General features: G+C 68.3%; 21 protein-coding genes, 5 pseudogenes and 1 riboswitch. Of the genes and pseudogenes, 11 read left to right on the top strand and 15 right to left on the bottom strand.

The genetic code is table 11. From position 1 onward, the window contains the following. Nucleotides 1-4 precede the first annotated feature (4 nt). Nucleotides 5-1,087 (bottom strand): hypothetical protein, encoded by a 1,083-nt coding sequence (locus BN4332_RS26715; RefSeq protein ID WP_066902431.1) that lies wholly within the window; start codon nt 1,085-1,087, stop codon nt 5-7. Between the two features lie 205 nt (nt 1,088-1,292). On the opposite strand from BN4332_RS26715, the gene BN4332_RS26710 reads away from it, so the two are divergent. Together BN4332_RS26710 and BN4332_RS26705 are read left to right on the top strand one after the other, a co-directional pair. Then, complete coding sequence (locus tag BN4332_RS26710; protein WP_084459420.1) at nt 1,293-1,838, top strand: Rv1363c family protein; 546 nt, start codon at nt 1,293-1,295, stop codon at nt 1,836-1,838. Further along, on the top strand, nt 1,835-2,224 hold the full coding sequence (locus BN4332_RS26705) for a hypothetical protein (RefSeq protein ID WP_074133200.1): 390 nt from the start codon (nt 1,835-1,837) through the stop codon (nt 2,222-2,224). The genes BN4332_RS26710 and BN4332_RS26705 overlap by 4 nt, the downstream gene beginning before the upstream one ends. On the opposite strand, the gene BN4332_RS26700 is transcribed toward BN4332_RS26705, so the two are convergent. Next, nucleotides 2,215-4,320, bottom strand: coding sequence for a heavy metal translocating P-type ATPase (locus BN4332_RS26700; RefSeq protein WP_066902464.1), 2,106 nt, complete (start codon nt 4,318-4,320; stop codon nt 2,215-2,217). The genes BN4332_RS26705 and BN4332_RS26700 overlap by 10 nt on opposite strands. A gap of 44 nt (nt 4,321-4,364) precedes the next feature. Next, entirely contained in the window at nt 4,365-4,649 is a 285-nt protein-coding gene (locus tag BN4332_RS26695) for a DUF1490 family protein (protein WP_066902429.1), read from the bottom strand. Nucleotides 4,650-4,728: 79 nt separating this feature from the next. Here BN4332_RS26695 and BN4332_RS26690 point away from each other — a divergent pair, with 79 nt between their 5' ends. Beyond that, nucleotides 4,729-5,730, top strand: coding sequence for a permease (locus BN4332_RS26690; protein WP_066902428.1), 1,002 nt, complete (start codon nt 4,729-4,731; stop codon nt 5,728-5,730). Beyond that, entirely contained in the window at nt 5,727-6,443 is a 717-nt protein-coding gene (locus BN4332_RS26685) for a TIGR03943 family putative permease subunit (RefSeq protein ID WP_066902427.1), read from the top strand. The genes BN4332_RS26690 and BN4332_RS26685 overlap by 4 nt, the downstream gene beginning before the upstream one ends. On the opposite strand, the gene BN4332_RS26680 is transcribed toward BN4332_RS26685, so the two are convergent. The 8 genes from BN4332_RS26680 to rpmB all read right to left on the bottom strand — a co-directional run bounded on the left by BN4332_RS26680 (nt 6,437) and on the right by rpmB (nt 11,010). Then, on the bottom strand, nt 6,437-7,111 hold the full coding sequence (locus BN4332_RS26680) for a (2Fe-2S)-binding protein (protein ID WP_066902426.1): 675 nt from the start codon (nt 7,109-7,111) through the stop codon (nt 6,437-6,439). The two genes, BN4332_RS26685 and BN4332_RS26680, sit on opposite strands and share 7 nt — an antisense overlap. Then, nucleotides 7,108-7,920, bottom strand: coding sequence for an ABC transporter ATP-binding protein (locus BN4332_RS26675; RefSeq protein ID WP_235654210.1), 813 nt, complete (start codon nt 7,918-7,920; stop codon nt 7,108-7,110). Before BN4332_RS26675 ends, BN4332_RS26680 begins: the two co-directional genes overlap by 4 nt. Then, the gene (locus tag BN4332_RS26670) at nt 7,890-8,855 is read right to left on the bottom strand and encodes a FecCD family ABC transporter permease (RefSeq protein ID WP_084459422.1); all 966 of its coding nucleotides are present in this window, start codon (nt 8,853-8,855) and stop codon (nt 7,890-7,892) included. The genes BN4332_RS26675 and BN4332_RS26670 overlap by 31 nt, the downstream gene beginning before the upstream one ends. Nucleotides 8,856-8,905: 50 nt before the next feature. Continuing rightward, entirely contained in the window at nt 8,906-9,871 is a 966-nt protein-coding gene (locus BN4332_RS26665) for an ABC transporter substrate-binding protein (protein WP_235654209.1), read from the bottom strand. 40 nt (nt 9,872-9,911) lie between these two features. Next, a riboswitch (cobalamin riboswitch) is annotated at nt 9,912-10,033 on the bottom strand. An 11-nt stretch (nt 10,034-10,044) separates the two neighbouring features. Next, the gene (rpsR, locus tag BN4332_RS26660; RefSeq protein WP_066902462.1) at nt 10,045-10,305 is read right to left on the bottom strand and encodes a 30S ribosomal protein S18; all 261 of its coding nucleotides are present in this window, start codon (nt 10,303-10,305) and stop codon (nt 10,045-10,047) included. Beyond that, a complete protein-coding gene (gene rpsN, locus BN4332_RS26655) occupies nt 10,305-10,610 on the bottom strand; it encodes a 30S ribosomal protein S14 (protein WP_066902423.1) in 306 nt (101 codons plus the stop codon). Before rpsN ends, rpsR begins: the two co-directional genes overlap by 1 nt. Further along, nucleotides 10,610-10,774 (bottom strand): 50S ribosomal protein L33, encoded by a 165-nt coding sequence (gene rpmG, locus BN4332_RS26650; RefSeq protein ID WP_003882496.1) that lies wholly within the window; start codon nt 10,772-10,774, stop codon nt 10,610-10,612. The genes rpsN and rpmG overlap by 1 nt, the downstream gene beginning before the upstream one ends. After that, on the bottom strand, nt 10,774-11,010 hold the full coding sequence (gene rpmB, locus BN4332_RS26645; RefSeq protein ID WP_066902422.1) for a 50S ribosomal protein L28: 237 nt from the start codon (nt 11,008-11,010) through the stop codon (nt 10,774-10,776). The genes rpmG and rpmB overlap by 1 nt, the downstream gene beginning before the upstream one ends. Nucleotides 11,011-11,089: 79 nt before the next feature. Here rpmB and mrf point away from each other — a divergent pair, with 79 nt between their 5' ends. The 5 genes from mrf to BN4332_RS26620 all read left to right on the top strand — a co-directional run bounded on the left by mrf (nt 11,090) and on the right by BN4332_RS26620 (nt 14,540). Continuing rightward, nucleotides 11,090-12,277 (top strand): ribosome hibernation factor-recruiting GTPase MRF, encoded by a 1,188-nt coding sequence (gene mrf / locus BN4332_RS26640; protein ID WP_066902421.1) that lies wholly within the window; start codon nt 11,090-11,092, stop codon nt 12,275-12,277. Continuing rightward, a complete protein-coding gene (locus BN4332_RS26635; protein WP_066902420.1) occupies nt 12,274-12,528 on the top strand; it encodes a type B 50S ribosomal protein L31 in 255 nt (84 codons plus the stop codon). Before mrf ends, BN4332_RS26635 begins: the two co-directional genes overlap by 4 nt. Nucleotides 12,529-12,543: 15 nt before the next feature. Then, the gene (locus tag BN4332_RS26630) at nt 12,544-13,350 is read left to right on the top strand and encodes a CobW C-terminal domain-containing protein (protein ID WP_435405182.1); all 807 of its coding nucleotides are present in this window, start codon (nt 12,544-12,546) and stop codon (nt 13,348-13,350) included. Then, nucleotides 13,347-13,601, top strand: coding sequence for a type B 50S ribosomal protein L31 (locus BN4332_RS26625; protein WP_066902420.1), 255 nt, complete (start codon nt 13,347-13,349; stop codon nt 13,599-13,601). The genes BN4332_RS26630 and BN4332_RS26625 overlap by 4 nt, the downstream gene beginning before the upstream one ends. 15 nt (nt 13,602-13,616) lie before the next feature. Next, on the top strand, nt 13,617-14,540 hold the full coding sequence (locus tag BN4332_RS26620; protein WP_066902419.1) for an MBL fold metallo-hydrolase: 924 nt from the start codon (nt 13,617-13,619) through the stop codon (nt 14,538-14,540). Here BN4332_RS26620 and BN4332_RS26615 read toward each other — a convergent pair. Continuing rightward, nucleotides 14,533-15,336 (bottom strand): annotated as a pseudogene (locus BN4332_RS26615) (glycerophosphodiester phosphodiesterase family protein); the annotation flags it as partial. The gene BN4332_RS26620 and the pseudogene BN4332_RS26615 overlap by 8 nt on opposite strands. Before the next feature lie 11 nt (nt 15,337-15,347). Here BN4332_RS26615 and BN4332_RS26610 point away from each other — a divergent pair. Next, nucleotides 15,348-15,836, top strand: a pseudogene (locus BN4332_RS26610) (ArsB/NhaD family transporter); the annotation flags it as partial. A 77-nt stretch (nt 15,837-15,913) separates the two neighbouring features. Next, nucleotides 15,914-17,449 (top strand): purple acid phosphatase family protein, encoded by a 1,536-nt coding sequence (locus tag BN4332_RS26605; RefSeq protein ID WP_235654208.1) that lies wholly within the window; start codon nt 15,914-15,916, stop codon nt 17,447-17,449. A 13-nt stretch (nt 17,450-17,462) separates the two neighbouring features. On the opposite strand, the pseudogene BN4332_RS26600 reads toward BN4332_RS26605, so the two are convergent. From BN4332_RS26600 to rlmB, 3 pseudogenes are all read right to left on the bottom strand, one after another. Continuing rightward, a pseudogene (locus tag BN4332_RS26600) lies at nt 17,463-17,708 on the bottom strand (TrmH family RNA methyltransferase); the annotation flags it as partial. 4 nt (nt 17,709-17,712) lie between these two features. Continuing rightward, nucleotides 17,713-18,489, bottom strand: a pseudogene (locus BN4332_RS26595) (class I tRNA ligase family protein); the annotation flags it as partial. A 3-nt stretch (nt 18,490-18,492) separates the two neighbouring features. Next, a pseudogene (rlmB, locus tag BN4332_RS26590) lies at nt 18,493-19,266 on the bottom strand (23S rRNA (guanosine(2251)-2'-O)-methyltransferase RlmB); the annotation flags it as partial.

Raw genomic sequence — 19,266 nt, 5'->3', positions numbered from 1 at the left:
CAAATCACTTGGCACGAACGATTCCCAGGTCATAGGCCAATTCCGGGTTGCCCTTGCTCTTCCAGAGCGCGCCGTCCATGTAGAAGTGGTGCAGGACGAACATCAGGGGCACCGCGAAGATGACGGTGTCCAACTGTCCGGCGAGAATGCCCAGCAACGCCAGCCCGGCCACGTAGAACGGAAGCGCCTTGCGCGTCGAGAGCCGGGCCAGCAGCAGCTTCTTCTCGCTCGGGTCGGTCGAGGCCGCGAACCGGGTGTTGTTCCTGGTCCAGTTGATCAGGTGGTACTGCAGGCTGTGGGTGGTAGTGGCGATCAGGATGAGCGCGAACAGGTCCGACACCAGCAGGTAGGACAGGTTGTAGGACAGGACCGCGATGATGAAGGTGGCCACTGCCATCGTGGGCAGCGGGGTCTGCCCGTCCCGGCGCAGCTTGATCTGTTCGGCCACCGCCATGGCAACCAGTACGGCGGCGACGGCGTAGGCGATGACGATGAGCGCGTTGGGTATCGGCGGTACCGGAACACTCAGGTTCGAGAACGGCAGCCGGTGGCCGAACACCTCGTACTCGGAGAAGTGCAGCCCGTGGCTTGCCCGGTATAGAACCGGGGCCAGGCAGGCGGCATACAGCGCGTACTTGAGCCGGTTCCGGGGGCCCTTGTACCCGTTCTTGGCGGCGTAGATGTTCATGATGCCGAAGTGCTGCTTGAGGACGTGGAAGACCTGCCAGTACGCCCAGATCGCCAACAGCGGCACCAACCAGCCACCGAACCAGAGCACGCCGACGATCGTGGCGACGACGGCGAAGCTCAGCACGTAATGCAACCGGTACCGGGCCCGCTCGCGGGGATCCAGCCACACCCGCACCGTCGTGGTCAGCACGTGCGGAAGGTCGGACAGTAGCGAAAACGCCACCGCTCCAACCAGAAACACGCCCTTGTGGCTTTCCGCCGCGAACAGGATCGCGGACAGCAGTGCACCCAGACCGAATACGAAGTAGATGTCGACGCGGCGGCTGACGAACCAACCCGGCTGGTGCTCGCCGTCTTTCAGTCGTGGCTGTCGAGTGTCCGCGGCGGTCCCGGCCATCCCGACGGGCGTTCCAGCGGTCATCCCAATCCCTCCCCGCGGCCCCAGATACGGGCACTAATGAAAATGGTTATCGTTATCGAATTAACGTAGAGTGGGCACCGGCCCCTGTCAACGCCGATCTCACGGGGCCGGCCGGAATGTGGGGACCGCCACAGGCGCGAGGAATATGCCTGCCCGGAAACAAGATTCGACAGGAAGCACCGTGACGGCAACGCTCGATGACGACACCACCGACCTTCCGGGGGCCGATGCAGCCGATCCCCAACCAGGCCGCCTCGGCCAGCTCTTCGTGGCCGCAGGGGCAGCCGGACTCATCGCCACCGCCATGACATCGGCACTTCTGGGTTGGCAGGTGTGGCAGCACCACCGGGTCGACACGGCGGCGGACCAGGCCCAGGCGACGGCGCGCGTCTACGCCGAAACCCTGACGAGCATCGACAGCACCAAGGTCGACGACAACTTCAGCCGCATCCTCAACGGCGCCACCGGGGAGTTCAAGGACATGTACAGCCAGTCGAGCGTTCGGCTTCGCCAACTTCTCGTCGACAACAAGGCGACAGCGCATGGGACCGTGGTGGATTCAGCAGTCAAATCCAAGTCGACCGACGAAGTCGTCGTCCTTCTCATGGTCGATCAGTCGGTGACCAACAGCGCCATGCCCGATCCGAGGATCGACCGCAGCAGAATCAGGATGACCATGAAGAAGATCGACGGGCGCTGGCTGGCAAGCAAAGTCGAGCTCGCATGAGCCGCGAACGCTGCTACACCGGCGAACCGTTCACCGTCGCCCTCTGCATGCACTGCTCGTCAGCCGATCCCGAGTCGCTGCTGGTGCACATGTTGAGGAACGTGGTACGCCGCTGCCCGCACGGCGTTCTGGTCAGCACCCAATGCCTGCTCGGTGAGCTCACCTGCGCGACCCGGCGTGCCGACCTCAGTCCCGTACTCGTGCTGCAGCCCTGCTCCAGAGACCGGAATCCCAACGCACCCGCGATCTGGATCGGGCCGATCAGCACCGATGCCGACGCCCTGGATGCCTGCGCGTGGATCGCAGCCGGCAGTTGGGACGGCGCCACACTGCCGGCACAGCTACGAGCCGACGTGAACCTCAGCCGCGTCAGTTCTCACAACTGATCGAGCTCATAGCGGATCAGCCGGGCACTGTTGGCCACCACGGCCACCGACGATGCGTTGTGCAGGACCGCGGCGAGAACCGGCGAGAGCGCGCCACCGGCACCGATGAGCAGACCGATGGCATTCACCGCGATCGACATCGCATAGTTCTGCTGGATCACGTCCACCGCCCGACCGCCAAGAGCCCGCACGTCGAGCAGTCGTCGCAAGTCGTCACTGGCCAGCGCCACATCGGCGGTCTCGACCGCCACGTCGGTGCCGCCGAGTCCCATGGCGATGCCGATGTCGGCCGCAGCCAGCGCCGGCGCATCGTTGACGCCGTCGCCGATGACCGCGACGGTATGCCCCTCGCCGTGCAGCTCACGCACCACCGCGAGCTTGTCCTCCGGCATCACCTCGGCGCGCCACTCGGTGATGCCGAGTTCCTCGGCGACGGCAGCGGCGGCATCCGGGTGGTCGCCGGTCAGCATCACCATGCGGCGGACACCGCCGGCCCGAAGTGCCTGCAGCACGCCGATGGCCTCGGGCCGGACCTCGTCCCGTAAACCGATGAGGCCGACCAGTTTTCCGTCGACGGCCAACAACAGGGGCGTTTCGGCGCTCCGGCGTAGTTTGTCCACCCACTCCGAGGCCCGTTTGGTCACCCGCACCTTCTCCTGGGCCAGCAGCGAAGGACTGCCGAGCAGCAGTGTTCGCCCGTCGGCCCGGGTCCGCATCCCCAACCCGACGAGCACCTCGCACTCCTGATGTGGAGGTATCTCGATATGGCGCTCCTTGGTCGACCGCAGGACTGCGTCGGCGAGCGGGTGACGGGCGTGGATCTCCGAGCTCGCCGCATAGGCCAGGACCTGTTCGGGCTCCCAGTCCTTGTGGAAGGCCACCACATTGGTGACGATCGGGCGGCCGATGGTCAGGGTTCCGGTCTTGTCGAAGACGACGGCGTCGACGCGGCCGGCTTCCTCCAGATGGGAACCGCCCTTGATGAGGATCCCGCGCCGGGCGCCGTTGCCGATGGCGGCGCTGATCGCCGTGGGCGTCGCCAACCCCACCGCGCAGGGGCAGGCGACCAGCAGCATCGTCATCGCCCGGCGCACGTCGCGGGTGACCACCAGCGTCAGGGCCGACAACAGGAACGAGGCGGGCACGAAGCGCCGCGAAAAGGTCTCGCCGACAGTCTGAATGGGTGCGCGGTGGTGCTGCGCCTCCTCGACCCGGGTGATGATCCGGCCGATCGTGGTGTGGCGCCCGACCGCCTCGGCGGTGATCACCAATTTTCCTCGGACCACAACCGAACCGGCGTACACCTTGGCGCCGGTCGTGACCGCGACCGGCAGGTTCTCGCCGGTGATCGCCGACTGGTCGACGATGGCTTCGCCGTCGCTCACCACACCATCGACCGCGATCGCGACCTGCTCGTGCACCACGACCTCGTCACCGACCCGAAGCCCGTCCACGGGGAACTCGACCTCGGTGCCATCGGCCAGGCGCAGCCACACCGTGTCCTGAGTTCCCTGCAACAGATTGGCGATCGCCCGACGGGTCCGTCGCAGGGTGAGGTCCTGGAGATACTCGCCGATGTTCAGCAGCCACAAGACCGTCAGCGCGACGACGTTCTCCCGCAGCACGAGGCTGGCCACCGTGGCAGCGGACACCAGGACATCGGTGCCCGCGCTCCGGTTGCCGGTCAGGGTCCGCAGCGCGCCGCGTAGGAACGGATAACCGGTGAAGACCGTGGCTCCCGTGGCGAACATCCGACTGGTCGGCCCGAGCAACGGCGGCCTGGCAAACGCATAGCGGCGCACCCCCAGCAGCACCAGGGCGAGGGCGCCGATCGCCATCCGCAGAATGTCGGCGTTGTGGATGTCGGCCGAACGGGGAGTCCGGACAGGCACCAGATGCCGCCTCACCTCGGCGGCAGCCGATATCGCCGCCAGTATCGCGGCCCGGTCGCAGCGCTTGGGCGAGTACCACACCACGACCGAGGCCGTCCGCGGATACGCGTGGACGGCCCGCACACCCGGCACCTGATCGACGGCATCCTCTATGGCGACAGCGCGAATGGCATCATTCCGGAACCAGTGCGCGTGCACGCGCATCCGGCCCGCGGCGTCGGATACCACCTCTGAGGTGCCCACAGCGCTCAGTGATCGTGGGAATGTCCGGGGTCGGCGACGGCGGGCGGTGGTACTTCCTCACCGATCCGTTCCCGCGCCTCGGCCATCACATCGGCGACCTTCAACCGGGCCGCCTCAGCACTCACTTCGGCTTTGCGGGCACCGCGCAATGCCCACGCGGTGGTGGTCACCGCGGCCTCCCGGATCGGCGCCTTGGCCACCGCTTTACGTAAACCGTCATACGCCGCGACTCCGACCGCGCCCGTGACGACCGTTGTCGCCGCCTTCGCCAGCAAGCCATGCCACACCATCTGCCAAGCCTAGCCCCACCGAATGAAAATGATAGTCATTTGCGTGCCGCACAGCTGTGCCCCAACTACGGCTGGCATCATGTCCGCCGTGGTGGCGAACCCGGCGGTGACACGTTGGCGGCCGAGTTCCATGCAGGTACTCGTGTTCGGCGTCCTCGCCCTCGCGCTGGCCGGCAACACGCTGCGCGCGTTCGTCGAGAACACGCCCGATGTGGCGACAGCGGCCACGGTGTTCTGTGGGGTGTTCGTACAGGCCTTGCCCTTCCTGGCGCTGGGCGTCGTGATCAGTGGGCTGATCGCGGTGTTCGTCACGCCCGACCGGCTGGCGCGCTGGCTACCCAGACGAACCGGCGCGGCCATCCTGGCCGCGGGCATCGGGGGCGCGGCCCTACCCGGGTGCGAGTGCGGTTCGGTACCGGTGGCGCGCAGGCTGTTCGGTGACGGCGGCACGGTGGGCGCGGCGGCGCTGACCTTCATGCTCGCGGCGCCCGCGGTCAACCCCGTCGTACTGGTCGCGACCGCCGTGGCCTTCCCCGGGCATCCGCAGATGGTGGTCGCCCGGTGTGCCGCGTCGCTGCTCACGGCGCTCATCATGGGCACCCTGTGGGCCCGGTTCGGCAAGCCGGACTGGATCACCCGCCGCCTGCCCAAACCCCACCATGACGACGAATCCCGGTGGTCCGTGTTCACCGAAGCGGCGCGCCACGACTTCCTGTCCGCGGCGTCCTACCTGGTGATCGGGGCGGCCGCCGCGGCCGCCCTGCACGTCCTGGTTCCGGCCTGGGTGTACGAGCACCTGGCCGGGCAGATCGTGCTCGGTGTCATCACCATGGCCTTGCTCGCCGTGGTCCTGGCGTTGTGTTCGGAGGCCGACGCGTTCGTCGCGGCGAGCCTGACCATGCTGCCGCTGCTGCCACGGTTGGTGTTCCTGGTGGTCGGGCCCGCCGTCGACATCAAACTGTTCGCGATGCAGGCCGGAATGTTCGGTCGTGCCTTCGCGGTCCGGTTCGCGCCCACCACCTTCCTGGTCGCCACGGTGGTCGCGACCGGCGTGGGCCTGTTGGTCCTGGGAGCCCGATGAGCCGCGAGACCGAGAATGCCCTACTGCTGTTGATCGGGGTCAGCACGGCGATCATCACCGTCACCGGCGTCTTCACCCGGTACGTGAAACCGTCCCTGCTGCCGTACCTGGCGGCCACCTCGGTGCTGTTGATCCTGCTGGCGCTGGCCTCGATCGTGCGCGACATCCGGCGCGGCGGCCATGACGACGGCTCCGGGGAGGCCCATGACCATCCGCACTCCCGCGGCGCGGCCTGGCTGTTGCTCATCCCGATCGCGCTGCTGGCCTTCGTGGTGCCACCGGCGATCCGGCCGCAGGCGGCGTCGGTGACGGCCGTGTCCACCGATGTGCTGCGGCGCCCGTTCCCACCCCTCCCCGGCGGCCCGGCACCCGAGATCTCGCTGCCCGACGTGCTGATCCGCGTCGCGCAGGACAGCGCGAACACCCTGAACGACCGCACGATCACCGTCACCGGGTTCACCATGCGCGACGGTGACCGCACCGACCTGGCCCGGGTGGTGATCATCTGCTGCGCGGCCGACGCCCAACTGGCCCGCATTCACCTTTCCGGGCCGGCGGCCGCCCAGCTCGCCGGCTACCCGGAGAACACCTGGATCAAGGTCCAGGGCACCGTTCCTGCGGGGCAAGGCGATTCGAGCCGCAGCACGATCCCCACCATGACGGCACTGAGTGTGACCCGCACCGATCCGCCGAAGCATCCCTACGCCTACTGACGCGTGGCCTTTCGCCCGGCCAGCGCACAGTCGCCGCAATACGACCCGCCCGGGGTGCGGTAGAACAGGCAGCAACTGCGCCGCCGGAAGGATAGGCCGGTTAGCTCGCCACTTCGGGCCAGTTTGCCGGTGGCCAAAAGTGATTCGACCATCGCAACAGCCTCGGCGTGTAACTCCGGGCGGGCGCGCGCCAGCTGATCGGCCGCCGCGACCAGGGCCGCCGCGGCATTGCCGTAGAGCAGCCCGGGCGCCATCTTGACCCGCAGCCCCGCGGCCAGTGGCTCCAGGTGGTCCTCGACGACGAGGCGATACAGCTGCTCCGGCAGGGACCGGTCACGATCGACGGCTCGACCTCGCGGCGCGGGCAGCCTGAGATCGGTTCCGGTACGGGCACGTTGGAGATCGCCCAGATCGGGCAGTACGCCGTGCCCCAGGGCGGTCGCCAGGATCGGTGACCACAGCCGCGATGCGTGGCTGAACTGGACCAGGGATGCGCTGATCCGTAGGTCAGTGGTGCCATAGCGCTCGGCCGTGGTACGGACCAGGTCCGCGCAGCCGTCGGCGTAGCAGCGCCGCACGGGTATCCAGCCGTCGGGATCCCCACCCACGGTGATCGCGAAAAACCCACCGTACGAGGCACTTTCAGCGAGTGCGGCCTCGATGTTCACCGTGCCGCGGCCTTTCTCGGCAGCACCGCGAGCTGTGGCACGCCGTGGTCGGGATCGTGGGTGATGCGGGCGTCGACCCCGTAGACGTCGGCCAGCAGGCCGGTGGTCAGCACCTCGGCCGGGGTACCGACGGCCACCACGCGACCGGCGTCGAGCACACAGATCCGATCGCAGTAGGCGGCAGCGAGGTTGAGATCGTGCAGCGCGGCGATCACCGTCGCCCCCGTCTCCCGCAACAGGTGCAGCGCCTCGTGCTGGTGGCGCAGGTCGAGATGGTTGGTCGGCTCGTCCACCACGATCACCTGCGTGCGTTGTGCCAGCGCCCGCGCGATGAGCACGCGTTGCTTCTGACCTCCGGACAGCCGGCCGTACCGGGCCCCGCTCAGTTCGGCGATGTCCAGTGCCGCCAGCGCCGATCCGATGATCGCGCGGTCCTCGAGGTTGTCCGCCTCGAACGACCGCTTGTACGGGGTGCGGCCCATGGCCACCACGTCGAACACGGTGAGCTCGAAATCGCCGGTGGCTTCCTGCAATACCGCCGCAATCCGGCGGGCGGCCTGCTTGCCCGGCAGTTTCCACACGTCGGTGCCATCGACCAGAACGTGGCCGGTGCTCGGTCGCTGGGCTCGGTACAGCGTCCGCAACAGCGTGGTCTTGCCTGCCCCGTTGGGTCCGACCACGGCCAGCATCTCCCCCGGGCTGACCGACAGCGAGATATCGGCGATCAGCCGCCGGCCCCGTACCGAGACCGACACCGCGTCGAACGCCACCGCCGCCGTCATGTCCGGGCCTTTCGCCGCATCAGCCACAGGAAGAATGGACCGCCGATCAGCGCGGTCAGGATCCCGACGGGCAGTTCCTCTGGGGCGGCCACGGTCCGGGCCACAATGTCGCACAGCACCAGGAAGGCCGCTCCCAACAGGGCCGCGGCAGGCAGCGCCCTGCGGTGGTCGGCTCCGACCAGCAGGCGCACCACGTGCGGCATGATCAGCCCGACGAACCCGATGGTTCCGCTGACCGCGACCATGGCTCCGACCATGAGCGCGACCACCACGAACATCGCCGCCCGGAACCGGTGCACCTCCAGACCAAGCGAGGCGGCCGCCTCCTCGCCGGTGTAGAGCAGGTTCAGCGACCGGGTGACGGCCAGCAGCACCAGCACGCCGACGAACACCACGGCGGCGGGCACCCAGACCATGCGCCAGGTGGTGCCGCCCAGGCCACCGAGCATCCACCGCATCGCGGCCTGCGCCTTGTGCGGATCGTCGGAGGTGACGATCAGCAGGCTGGCCAACGCCGACAGCACCTCGGCCACCGCCACTCCGGCCAGGACGAGTCGCACCGTCGTCATCCGTCCGCCCGAGCGGGCCAGGAAGTACACCGCCACGAGCGCGAGGAAGGCGCCGAGGAAGGCCGCCAGTGGCAGCGTCAGCATCTGCAGCGCACCGGCGCCGAGCACCAACATCGCGACGGCGCCGACCGCGGCCCCCGAGGACACCCCGAGCAGCATGGGATCGGCGAGCGGGTTGCGCACCACGGCTTGCAGCACCATGCCGCACGCGGCCAGTCCGGCGCCGATCACCGCACCCAGCACCACCCGTGGCAGTCGGGCATCCAGCACGATGGACTCCCTGACCGCGGGCCAGGTCTGCTCGGCCAGGCCCGGGTGGACGGCGTGCAGGACGATGGCCCACACCTGGCCCGGCGCGATGGACACCGAGCCGATCGCGACGCCGGCGGTCATCGCCGCCACCAACAGCCCCACCAGCCCGGCCACGACCACCCGGTAGGAGATCACGAAAACCGGTCCGGGTGCAGCTGCCGGGCCAGCGCCTCGACGGCTCGGCCCGCCCGCACCCCGACCACCACCGACGACAGCGGCAGCACGGCGAACCGCCGCTGCTGGATTGCCGGAACATGTTGCAGCAGCGGGTGTTCGGTCAGGAATCTCTTCTTGTCCTCGACCGGTTGGTCACCGTAGTCGTAGATCACGACGACCTCGGGCGCGCGCTCGGCGAACTGCTCGAACGACACATCGCCCCAGACCTTGGGCACATCGGCGAACACGTTCACTCCGCCCGCCGCTTCGATCATCCGGTTACCGATGCCCTTGCCACCCGAGGTGAACACCGTCGCCTCACCGCTGTCGTAGACGCCGACCCGGACCGGGTCGACCCCACGCAGTTTGTCCGCGGACCGCCCCAGCTCGCCGCGGATCTGTGAGATCAGCTGTTCGGCGCGGTCAGTGACACCGAAAATCGTTCCGATATTGCGGATTTCGTCGTCCACGGTGGCCAGGCTGACCGGCTTGTCCAGGCAGTCCTCGATGTTGAGGTAGGTGTGGACCCCGGCGTCGGTCAGCCGTTGCCTGCCCCGGCCCTCCTTCTCGTCGAAAGCGCTGTCCCAGCCGCCGTAGACGAAATCGGGTTCGGCGGCCAGCAGCGATTCGTAGGACGGGTACTCCTTGGCCAGCACCGGCAGCCCGTCATAGGCGGCCTGATATTCGGGCAGGATCCGGTCGTCGAGGTAGGACGTGCCGACCATCGATTTTTCCAGTCCCAATGCCAGCAGCGTTTCGATCGCATGCTGGTTGAGTGCCACCGCCCGGGTCGGCGGCCGCTCGTAGGTGGTGCTGACGCCGCAGTTGTCCACGGTGACCGGGAAGCCCGCCGCCGCACTCTCGGCGGGCGGTGGGGCGCCCGATCCACATCCCGATACCAAAAGCGCCGTCAGCCCGGCGACGATCCAACGAGCAGCCACAGGCCTACCCATCCTCTCCGGGGAGATCCGCCCCAGCGCGTGCGAGGTGGCGACTGCGGTGCGTATCTGGCTCTCGATTCTCAGCAGCTGAGGATCGATCACAGTGGCGGGACCGCGCCGGATTCACACCGGCTTCCGCGATCCGCAGTCGCCCTATCGCCGTCGATGGTAGGTCAGCGGTTGCCGACGTACGGCAGCAGCGCCATCTCCCTGGCATTTTTGATCGCCGCGGCGACCTGTCGCTGCTGCTGCGGGGTCAGGCCGGTGACGTGCCGGGACCGGATCTTGCCGCGCTCACTGATGAACGTGCGCAGCAGCTGCACGTCCTTGTAATCGACCTCGGTGACTCCGAGCGCGGCCAGCTGATTGCGCCTGGGTTTCTTGACGTCGGTCGACCGCAGGCGCTTCTTGGAATCTTTTCCGGACTTGGCCATCACCAGCTCGACTTCCGCACGCCGGGGAGTTCACCGCGGTGCGCCATCTCGCGCACCCGGACCCGCGACAGGCCGAACTTGCGCAGGTGCCCGCGCGGTCGGCCGTCGACGGCGTCCCGGTTGCGCAGCCGGACCGGACTCGAATCACGCGGCAGCCGCTGCAGCGCCGATACCGCGGCCTGCTTCTGCTCGCGCGTGCTCTCCGGATTGCGGATCACGGCCTTGAGCTCGTTGCGACGTTCTGCGTAACGCTCGACGAGTTGGCGGCGCTGCTCGTTCTTGACGATCTTGGACACCTTGGCCATCAGCGCTCCTCCCGGAAGTCGACGTGGCGGCGGATCACCGGGTCGTACTTGCGCAGCACGATCCGGTCCGGGTCGTTGCGCCGGTTCTTGCGGGTGACGTAGGTGTAGCCGGTCCCCGCGGTGGACTTGAGTTTCACGATCGGCCGAATATCGGTGCGCGCCATCAGATTTTCTCCCCCTGGCTACGCAGCCGGGCCACGACGGCCTCGATGCCGTCTCGGTCGATCACCTTGATGCCCTTGGCGCTGACCCGCAGCCGGATCCGGCGCCCCTCGGAGGGCAGGAAGTAGGTCTTGGTCTGGATGTTGGGGTTCCAGCGTCGGCGACTGCGCTTGTGCGAGTGCGACACCGTGTTGCCGAACCCGGGCGATCTCCCGGTGACTTGGCAGTGGGCGGACATCGGTCTCCTTTGGATGAGGTATCGTACTTACGATAATGATAATCGTTTTCAACAACAAGTTCTCCCGGGAGGAGGTACGGTGCGAACCCCTGTAGTGCTGATCGCCGGGCAAGGCGAACCCGACGGCGTGGCGGCCGAATTGAGCCGCAAGCCAGGAACAGTGCTGGTGCGTCACACCTTCGACGGCCAGGTCGTGTTGCGGACGGTGTCCGATGCCGGCGGCGCCTCCGAACTCGCCCTCGAGCTCTCCCACGGCTGCGTGTCCTGCACCGTGCGCGACGACCTGCTGATCCTGCTGCGGCGCCTGCACCGGCGCAGCGATGTGGACCGAATCGTCGTCCAGTTGATGCCCTGGCTGGAGGCCGAGCCGGTGTGCTGGGCGATCGACACCATCCGGGTCAGCGTCGGCCCGGGCTATATCGACGGCCCGGCCGCCCGCGATGTCGAGATCGAGGCAGTGATCGCGTGCCTGGATGCGACCGTCTGGCTGCAACAAGCCATCGGCGACGACGAACTGGCCGACGGACGCACCGTCGCCCAGGTGGTGGTCGGCCAGGCCGAATTCGCCGATGTGCTGGTGCTCAACGAGCCCGACGCCCCCACCCTCGCGGTGCTGCGCCGCCTGGCGCCCCGCGCCCGGATCACCGTCGGTCCCGAACGGGTCGAGCTCGCCCTGGCCCACCTCGAACCGGACAGCCGGCGCGGACGGACGACTGCCCCGCACGATCCGCTGTTGGCGGGCGAACCTCCGCTGGAACCCGACGACGAGGTCATCATCGTCGAATTCGCCGCGCGCCGACCATTTCACCCCCAGCGCCTGCACACCGCGATCGACGCCCTGCTCGACGGCGTGGTGCGCACCCGCGGACGGGCCTGGTTGGCCAACCGCCCGACCGACGTCATGTGGATCGAATCCGCCGGCGGCGGAATGCATTTCAGCAATGCCGGAAGATGGCTGGCGGCCATGGATTCCACCGAACTGGCCTACACCGACCCCGAACGTCGGGCCATCGCGGCAATCGACTGGCACCCCGAGTTCGGTGATCGCCACATCTCGCTGACCGTCCTGGTCTGCGGCGCCCGGCCCGGCGAAATCATCGAGGCACTGGACGCCGCGCTGCTGACCGACGAGGAACTGGCCCGGCCCGACCAATGGGCCGACTACCCGGACCCGTTCGGCGACTGGCACGAAGAACCCTGCCAGCCCGGAACCGACGAACCCGCTTCCGTCCGTCAGGACGCCCACCAGGAAGGAGAATCCCGGTGAAACCCGGAATCCACCCCGACTACCACCCCGTGGTGTTCCAGGATGCCGCGACCGGCACCCAGTTCCTCACCCGATCCACGGCCACCAGCGACCGGACCATCGACTGGCCCACCCCGGATGGGACCAAGACCTACCCGCTGATCGTCGTCGACGTCACTAGCGACTCCCACCCGTTCTGGACCGGCACCGCACGCCACCTCGACTCCGCCGGCCAGGTGGAGAAGTTCCGGCGTCGATACGGGCAGAGGTAGCTCTACGCTGACCCCATGCGGCTCAAGCCCGGCAGACCCGACCTGGCCCCCTATGCGCGGTTCTTCGATGTCCCGTCGGCCACACCGCAATCACCGGTCACCGTCGCGTGGGCCGGGGTCAGCACCCTGCTGGTGTCCGACGGCACGTCGGCGGTGCTGACCGACGGGTTCTTCTCCCGGCCGGATCTGCTGAGCGTCGGCCTGCGCAAGCTGACCCCGTCGCTGCCCCGCATCGACGGCAGCTTGGCCCGGCTGGGCATCGACAAGCNTGCCCCGCACGATCCGCTGTTGGCGGGCGAACCTCCGCTGGAACCCGACGACGAGGTCATCATCGTCGAATTCGCCGCGCGCCGACCATTTCACCCCCAGCGCCTGCACACCGCGATCGACGCCCTGCTCGACGGCGTGGTGCGCACCCGCGGACGGGCCTGGTTGGCCAACCGCCCGACCGACGTCATGTGGATCGAATCCGCCGGCGGCGGAATGCATTTCAGCAATGCCGGAAGATGGCTGGCGGCCATGGATTCCACCGAACTGGCCTACACCGACCCCGAACGTCGGGCCATCGCGGCAATCGACTGGCACCCCGAGTTCGGTGATCGCCACATCTCGCTGACCGTCCTGGTCTGCGGCGCCCGGCCCGGCGAAATCATCGAGGCACTGGACGCCGCGCTGCTGACCGACGAGGAACTGGCCCGGCCCGACCAATGGGCCGACTACCCGGACCCGTTCGGCGACTGGCACGAAGAACCCTGCCAGCCCGGAACCGACGAACCCGCTTCCGTCCGTCAGGACGCCCACCAGGAAGGAGAATCCCGGTGAAACCCGGAATCCACCCCGACTACCACCCCGTGGTGTTCCAGGATGCCGCGACCGGCACCCAGTTCCTCACCCGATCCACGGCCACCAGCGACCGGACCATCGACTGGCCCACCCCGGATGGGACCAAGACCTACCCGCTGATCGTCGTCGACGTCACTAGCGACTCCCACCCGTTCTGGACCGGCACCGCACGCCACCTCGACTCCGCCGGCCAGGTGGAGAAGTTCCGGCGTCGATACGGGCAGAGGTAGCTCTACGCTGACCCCATGCGGCTCAAGCCCGGCAGACCCGACCTGGCCCCCTATGCGCGGTTCTTCGATGTCCCGTCGGCCACACCGCAATCACCGGTCACCGTCGCGTGGGCCGGGGTCAGCACCCTGCTGGTGTCCGACGGCACGTCGGCGGTGCTGACCGACGGGTTCTTCTCCCGGCCGGATCTGCTGAGCGTCGGCCTGCGCAAGCTGACCCCGTCGCTGCCCCGCATCGACGGCAGCTTGGCCCGGCTGGGCATCGACAAGCTCGAGGCGGTGCTACCAGTACACACGCACTTCGATCACGCCATGGATTCGGCCGTGGTGGCCGACCGCACCGGCGCCAAGCTGGTGGGCGGCAGTTCGACCGCGCAGGTCGGCGCCGGCGGCGGCCTGGCCCCTGATCGGATCGTCACCGTGACCCCGGGTGAAGCGGAAACTCTCGGCGCTTTCGAGGTGACGCTGTTCGAGTCCGAACACTGCCCACCGGACCGCTTCCCGGGTGTCATCACCACGCCCGTCGTACCGCCGGTGAAGGTTTCGGCCTACAAGTGTGGCGAGGCCTGGTCGACCCTGGTGCGTCATCGGCCCAGCGACCGGAGCATGTTGATCGTCGGCAGCGCCGGCGCGGTGCCCGGGGCGTTGGCGGGGCAACGCGCCGAGGTGGTGTACCTCGGGATCGGTCAGCTCGGCCTGCAGCCCGAACAGTATTTCGAGAACTACTGGGCCGAGACGGTGCGCACAGTCGGGGCCCGGCGAGTGGTGCTGATCCACTGGGACGACTTCTTCCGCCCGTTGCACAAGCCGTTGCGCGCGTTGCCGTTTGCCGGTGACGACCTCGACGTGTCGATGCGCGTGCTGACCCGCCTGGCCGAACGCGATCAGGTCAGCCTGCACCTGCCCACGCTGTGGGAACGGGCCGATCCCTGGCTCAGCTGAGCCGATACGACGGCGGCAGCGGCATACCCAGCGCCGCCAACACACCGCGCAGCCGGGTCGGGTAGTCGGTGATCAGTCCGTCGACGCCGGCTGCGATCAGCGCCCGCATGTCGCCGGGATCGTTGACGGTCCACGGTGTCACCTTCACGCCGAGCGCGTGCGCCCGCTCCACGAAACCCCGGTCCACCAGCCGATATTGGGGTGAAAGCACCGTGGCGCCCACCGACATCGCGGCGGCGATCGGGTCAGCTTCCGTCGCCGGATCAACCCCGCCCAGCCACGGAGTGCCGGGCACCCAGGTCGTCTCATCCCACAACGCCACCCGCGGTATCGAGGGCTCGGCCCGTTGCACCAATGGCAGGGTGCGCCAGTCGAAGCTCTGGATGTCCACCTTGTCGACCTTGCCCGCCGCACGCACGGCGTCCAGGATGACGTCCACGAACTCCTCTGGTGTGGCCGACGTTTCGGGTTTGTCCGCCTCGATCTTGGTCTCGATGTTGAACCGCACGTCGGCGTGATAGGAATCGGTCAGCCAGAACACCTCGGGCAGCACGGCAATCTTGTTGCCGTGCACCACTTCAGCATCGGGAAACCCGCTCAGCAGTCTGCCGCAGTCAAGTGTGCGAATCTGCTCGAGCGTGAGCTCGTGCACCAGCTTCCCCACATACGGATACATCGGATCCCCGGGGAACGCCGGTCCGGTATCGGTGCATTTGGTCTCATCGATGCGCGGGTCATGCCATACCAGGGGCTGCTTGTCCTTGGTCAGCACGATGTCGAGCTCGAGCGTGCTGACNCCCACGATTCGTCCGCAGCCTCGCCCAGCGGCGCAGCACGGTGCGCGGCATCGCGCGGGCGGTCAACGTACCGTTCCTGGCCTTCGTGCTGTGCCTGGGCGTGGTGGTCGATGCCGTGGTCCAGAACGGCCTGGGCGACGCCATGCGCGGGGTGCTGCCGGTCGGCGACTCACTACCGGCGCTGCTGGGCTTCGCCGCGGTGGCGGCGGTGCTGGCCAACCTGGTCAACAACCTTCCCGCCGTGCTTGTGCTGCTTCCGCTGGTGGTGGCATCCGGGCCCGGTGCGGTACTCGCCGTGCTGATCGGGGTCAACATCGGGCCGAACCTGACCTACCTCGGCTCATTGTCGAACCTACTGTGGCGCAATGTGGTTCACCGCGCCGGTTTGCCTGCCAGATTCACCGAGTTCAGCCGGGTCGGGCTGGTGACGACACCGCTCACCTTGGTGGCCAGTGTGCTGGCACTGTGGTTCGGTCTGCGGGTGTTCGGCGGCGGATAGGCGACACCGTTAACGTGCCGGTGCCACTTCGTTCGCATTGACCCGGTAGCACGGCAAGGGTGAACGACACCGCGCCAGTGAGCAGGCGAACGTTGCTGTTGGTCGGCGGCACCACCGCGATTCTCGGCGCCGGCGCCGGAGCGGCCACCAACGGTCTGATCCGCTCGTCCGGGCCTGAGCTGTGGCAGCGGGAGGACCGCAGCGACGCACCCCGGGTCGGCGGACTACACCTGCAATACGGCGCGGACGCGTCGTCCGAGGTCGTGGTGTCCTGGCACACTGTCGCCCGCGTCGGCAACCCGCGGGTCATGTTCGGCACCCCGCACGACGGCTTCGGTGCAACCGTGAGCGCCGACACCGTCACCTACCGGGACGCACAGTCGAAGACCGAGGTGCGGGTCCACCACGCGCGGCTGACCGGCCTGCTGCCCGACACCGACTACATCTACGCCGCGGTGCACGACGGCGCCAGCCCTGAGCTGGGGACAGCGCGAACCGCACCGCGCGGCCGGGCCCCGTTGCGGTTCACCAGCTTCGGCGATCAGTCCACCCCGACACTGGACGCGATGGTGGCCCAGGCGTTCGGCAGCGACAGCCTGGGTTCACCCGCCGCGGGCGACATCACCACTGCGGTCGAGAACGTGCGGCCGCTTTTCAACCTCGTCAACGGCGATCTCTGCTACGCCAACCTGTCCGGCGACCGGGTCAGGACCTGGTCCAACTGGTTCGAGAACAATTCCCGCTCGGCCAGGCACCGGCCCTGGATGCCCGCGGCGGGCAATCACGAGAACGAGTTGGGCAACGGACCGATCGGTTACGGCGCCTACCAAACCTACTTCGCCCTACCGGATTCCGGCGCCGACGACGAACTGCGCGGCATGTGGTACGCGTTCACCGCCGGCGCGGTGCGGGTGATCAGTCTCAACAATGACGACGTGTGCTACCAGGACGGCGGCAACTCGTATGTCCGCGGCTACTCGGGCCACGCCCAGAAACGCTGGCTGGAACGCGAACTCGAATCGGCCGGCAGCGACACCGGAATCGACTGGATCGTGGTGTGCATGCACCAGACCGCGGTGTCGACCGCCGACCGCACCAACGGCGCCGACCTCGGCATCCGGGAGAACTGGCTGCCGTTGTTCGACCGGTACGGCGTCGACCTGGTGGTGTGCGGGCACGAGCACCACTACGAGCGCTCGCACCCGATCCGCGGCGCCCTGCCGACCGACACGCTGACCCCGATCCCGGTCGACGGTCACGCCGACACCATCGATACCCGCAGGGGCACCGTGCATCTGGTGATCGGCGGCGGTGGAACCTCCATCCCGTCCAACCGGATGTTCTTCCCCGAACCGCGCTGCCGGGTGCTGACCGGTGTCGGCGCACTCGACCCGGCCGTCGGCAAGCGCACCCCCACCTACGTCAGCGAGGCGGCGCCGTGGTCGAAGTTCCGTGACATCGACCATCCCTACGGCTTCGTGATGTTCGATGTCGATCCGGGCTCGCCTGGCGGTGAAACCTCGATCGAGGCAACCTATTTCGCGGTCGACGGCCCGTTCGGCGAGTCGACGCCGGTGGACCGCTTCACGCTGCGCAAGCCGCGCCGGGCCTGAGACCCCGCTCGCGCTAAAGACTGCGGCGCTGACGGGCGATCTCGGCCAGCACCACCCCGGCGGCCACCGAGGCGTTCAGCGACTCCGTCGGCCCCGCCATCGGGATCGACACCACCGCATCGCAATTCTCGCGCACCAGCCGCGACAGACCCTTGCCCTCCGAGCCGACCACCACGACCATCGGCCCCGAACCCTCGAGCTCGTCGAGCGTGGTGTCACCACCGGCGTCGAGACCGACGATCTGCAGACCGGCGTCGGCANTCGCAGCCCAGAATGGCCATCATCGCCCGGATCGAGGTGGCCTGCGCCATCGCGCCGTCGTGATCACCGGCATCCAGCGCCCGGTTGCCCTCGGCGCGGGCGGCGTGCACCTCGGCCAGCGCGATCGGCACCGAGAGGTCATCGTTGAGCGCGGCGGCGAATTTCGGGGTCCAGTCGCCGACGGCGACGGCGCCGACCCGATTGCGCGTGCGGTGCAGGAAGTCCTCGATGCCGCTGTAGGCCTTCACCGCGTCCTGCAGTGCGTTCTCGGAGAACTCGAGCATGGACCGATAGTGCGCGCTGCCCAGGTAGTAGCGCAGCTCGGCGGCCCGAACCCGTTGCAGCACAGCCGGAATCGAGAGCACGTTGCCCAGCGACTTGCTCATCTTCTCGCCACCCATGGTGACCCAGCCGTTGTGCAGCCAGTACCGGGCGAACCCGTCGCCCGCGGCGCACGCCTGGGCGATCTCGTTCTCGTGGTGCGGGAACACCAGGTCCATGCCGCCGGCGTGGATGTCGAACTCCGCGCCCAGGTAGGCCTCGCACATCGCCACGCACTCGGTGTGCCACCCGGGGCGCCCCCGCCCCCATGGCGTCGGCCAGGACGGCTCGCCGGGCTTGGCGCCCTTCCACAACGTGAAATCGCGCTGGTCGCGCTTGCCCGTCGCGACGCCCTCACCCTGGTGCACGTCGTCGATGCGGTGGCCGGACAGCGCGCCGTACTCGGGCAGGCTCAGCACGTCGAAGTAGACGTCGCCGCCGGAGGCGTAGGCATGGCCCCNCGAGGCGTTCAGCGACTCCGTCGGCCCCGCCATCGGGATCGACACCACCGCATCGCAATTCTCGCGCACCAGCCGCGACAGACCCTTGCCCTCCGAGCCGACCACCACGACCATCGGCCCCGAACCCTCGAGCTCGTCGAGCGTGGTGTCACCACCGGCGTCGAGACCGACGATCTGCAGACCGGCGTCGGCATAGCTCTTCAGCGTGCGGGTCAGATTCGTCGCCCGCGCCACCGGCGTGCGGGCCGCGGCCCCGGCACTGGTGCGCCACGCCACCGCGGTGACCGATGCCGAGCGGCGCTGCGGGATCACCACACCCTGCCCACCGAACGCGGCCACCGACCGCACGATGGCACCCAGGTTGCGCGGGTCGGAGATGTTGTCCAGCGCCACCAACAGTGCGGGCTCCCCGGATTCGCGAGCAGCCTTCAACAAGTCGTCGGGGTGGGCGTAGTCATACGGCGGCACCTGCAGGGCCAGGCCCTGGTGCAACGTGTTGTTACTCATCCGGTCGAGATCGTGGCGCTGCACCTCGAGGATCGAGATGCCCCGGTCCGCGGCGATCTGAACGGATTCGGTCAGCCGCTCGTCGGCCTCCGCACCCAGCGCGACGTACAGCGCGGTGGCCGGAACCTTGGCCCGCAGGCACTCCACGACCGGGTTGCGGCCCAGCACCAACTCGGTGTCGTCGGTCTTGCGGTGCCGGCCCTGCGCCTGGCGCGCCGCCTTCGCGGCCTTCTTGGCGGCGGGATGGTGCGGCCGCTGCTCGGCGCG

This window comes from Mycolicibacterium houstonense, assembly GCF_900078665.2.
Taxonomy (GTDB): Bacteria; Actinomycetota; Actinomycetes; order Mycobacteriales; family Mycobacteriaceae; genus Mycobacterium; species Mycobacterium houstonense.
Note: the sequence above shows the minus strand (reverse complement) of the source record. Positions and strands in the feature narration are given on the sequence as shown.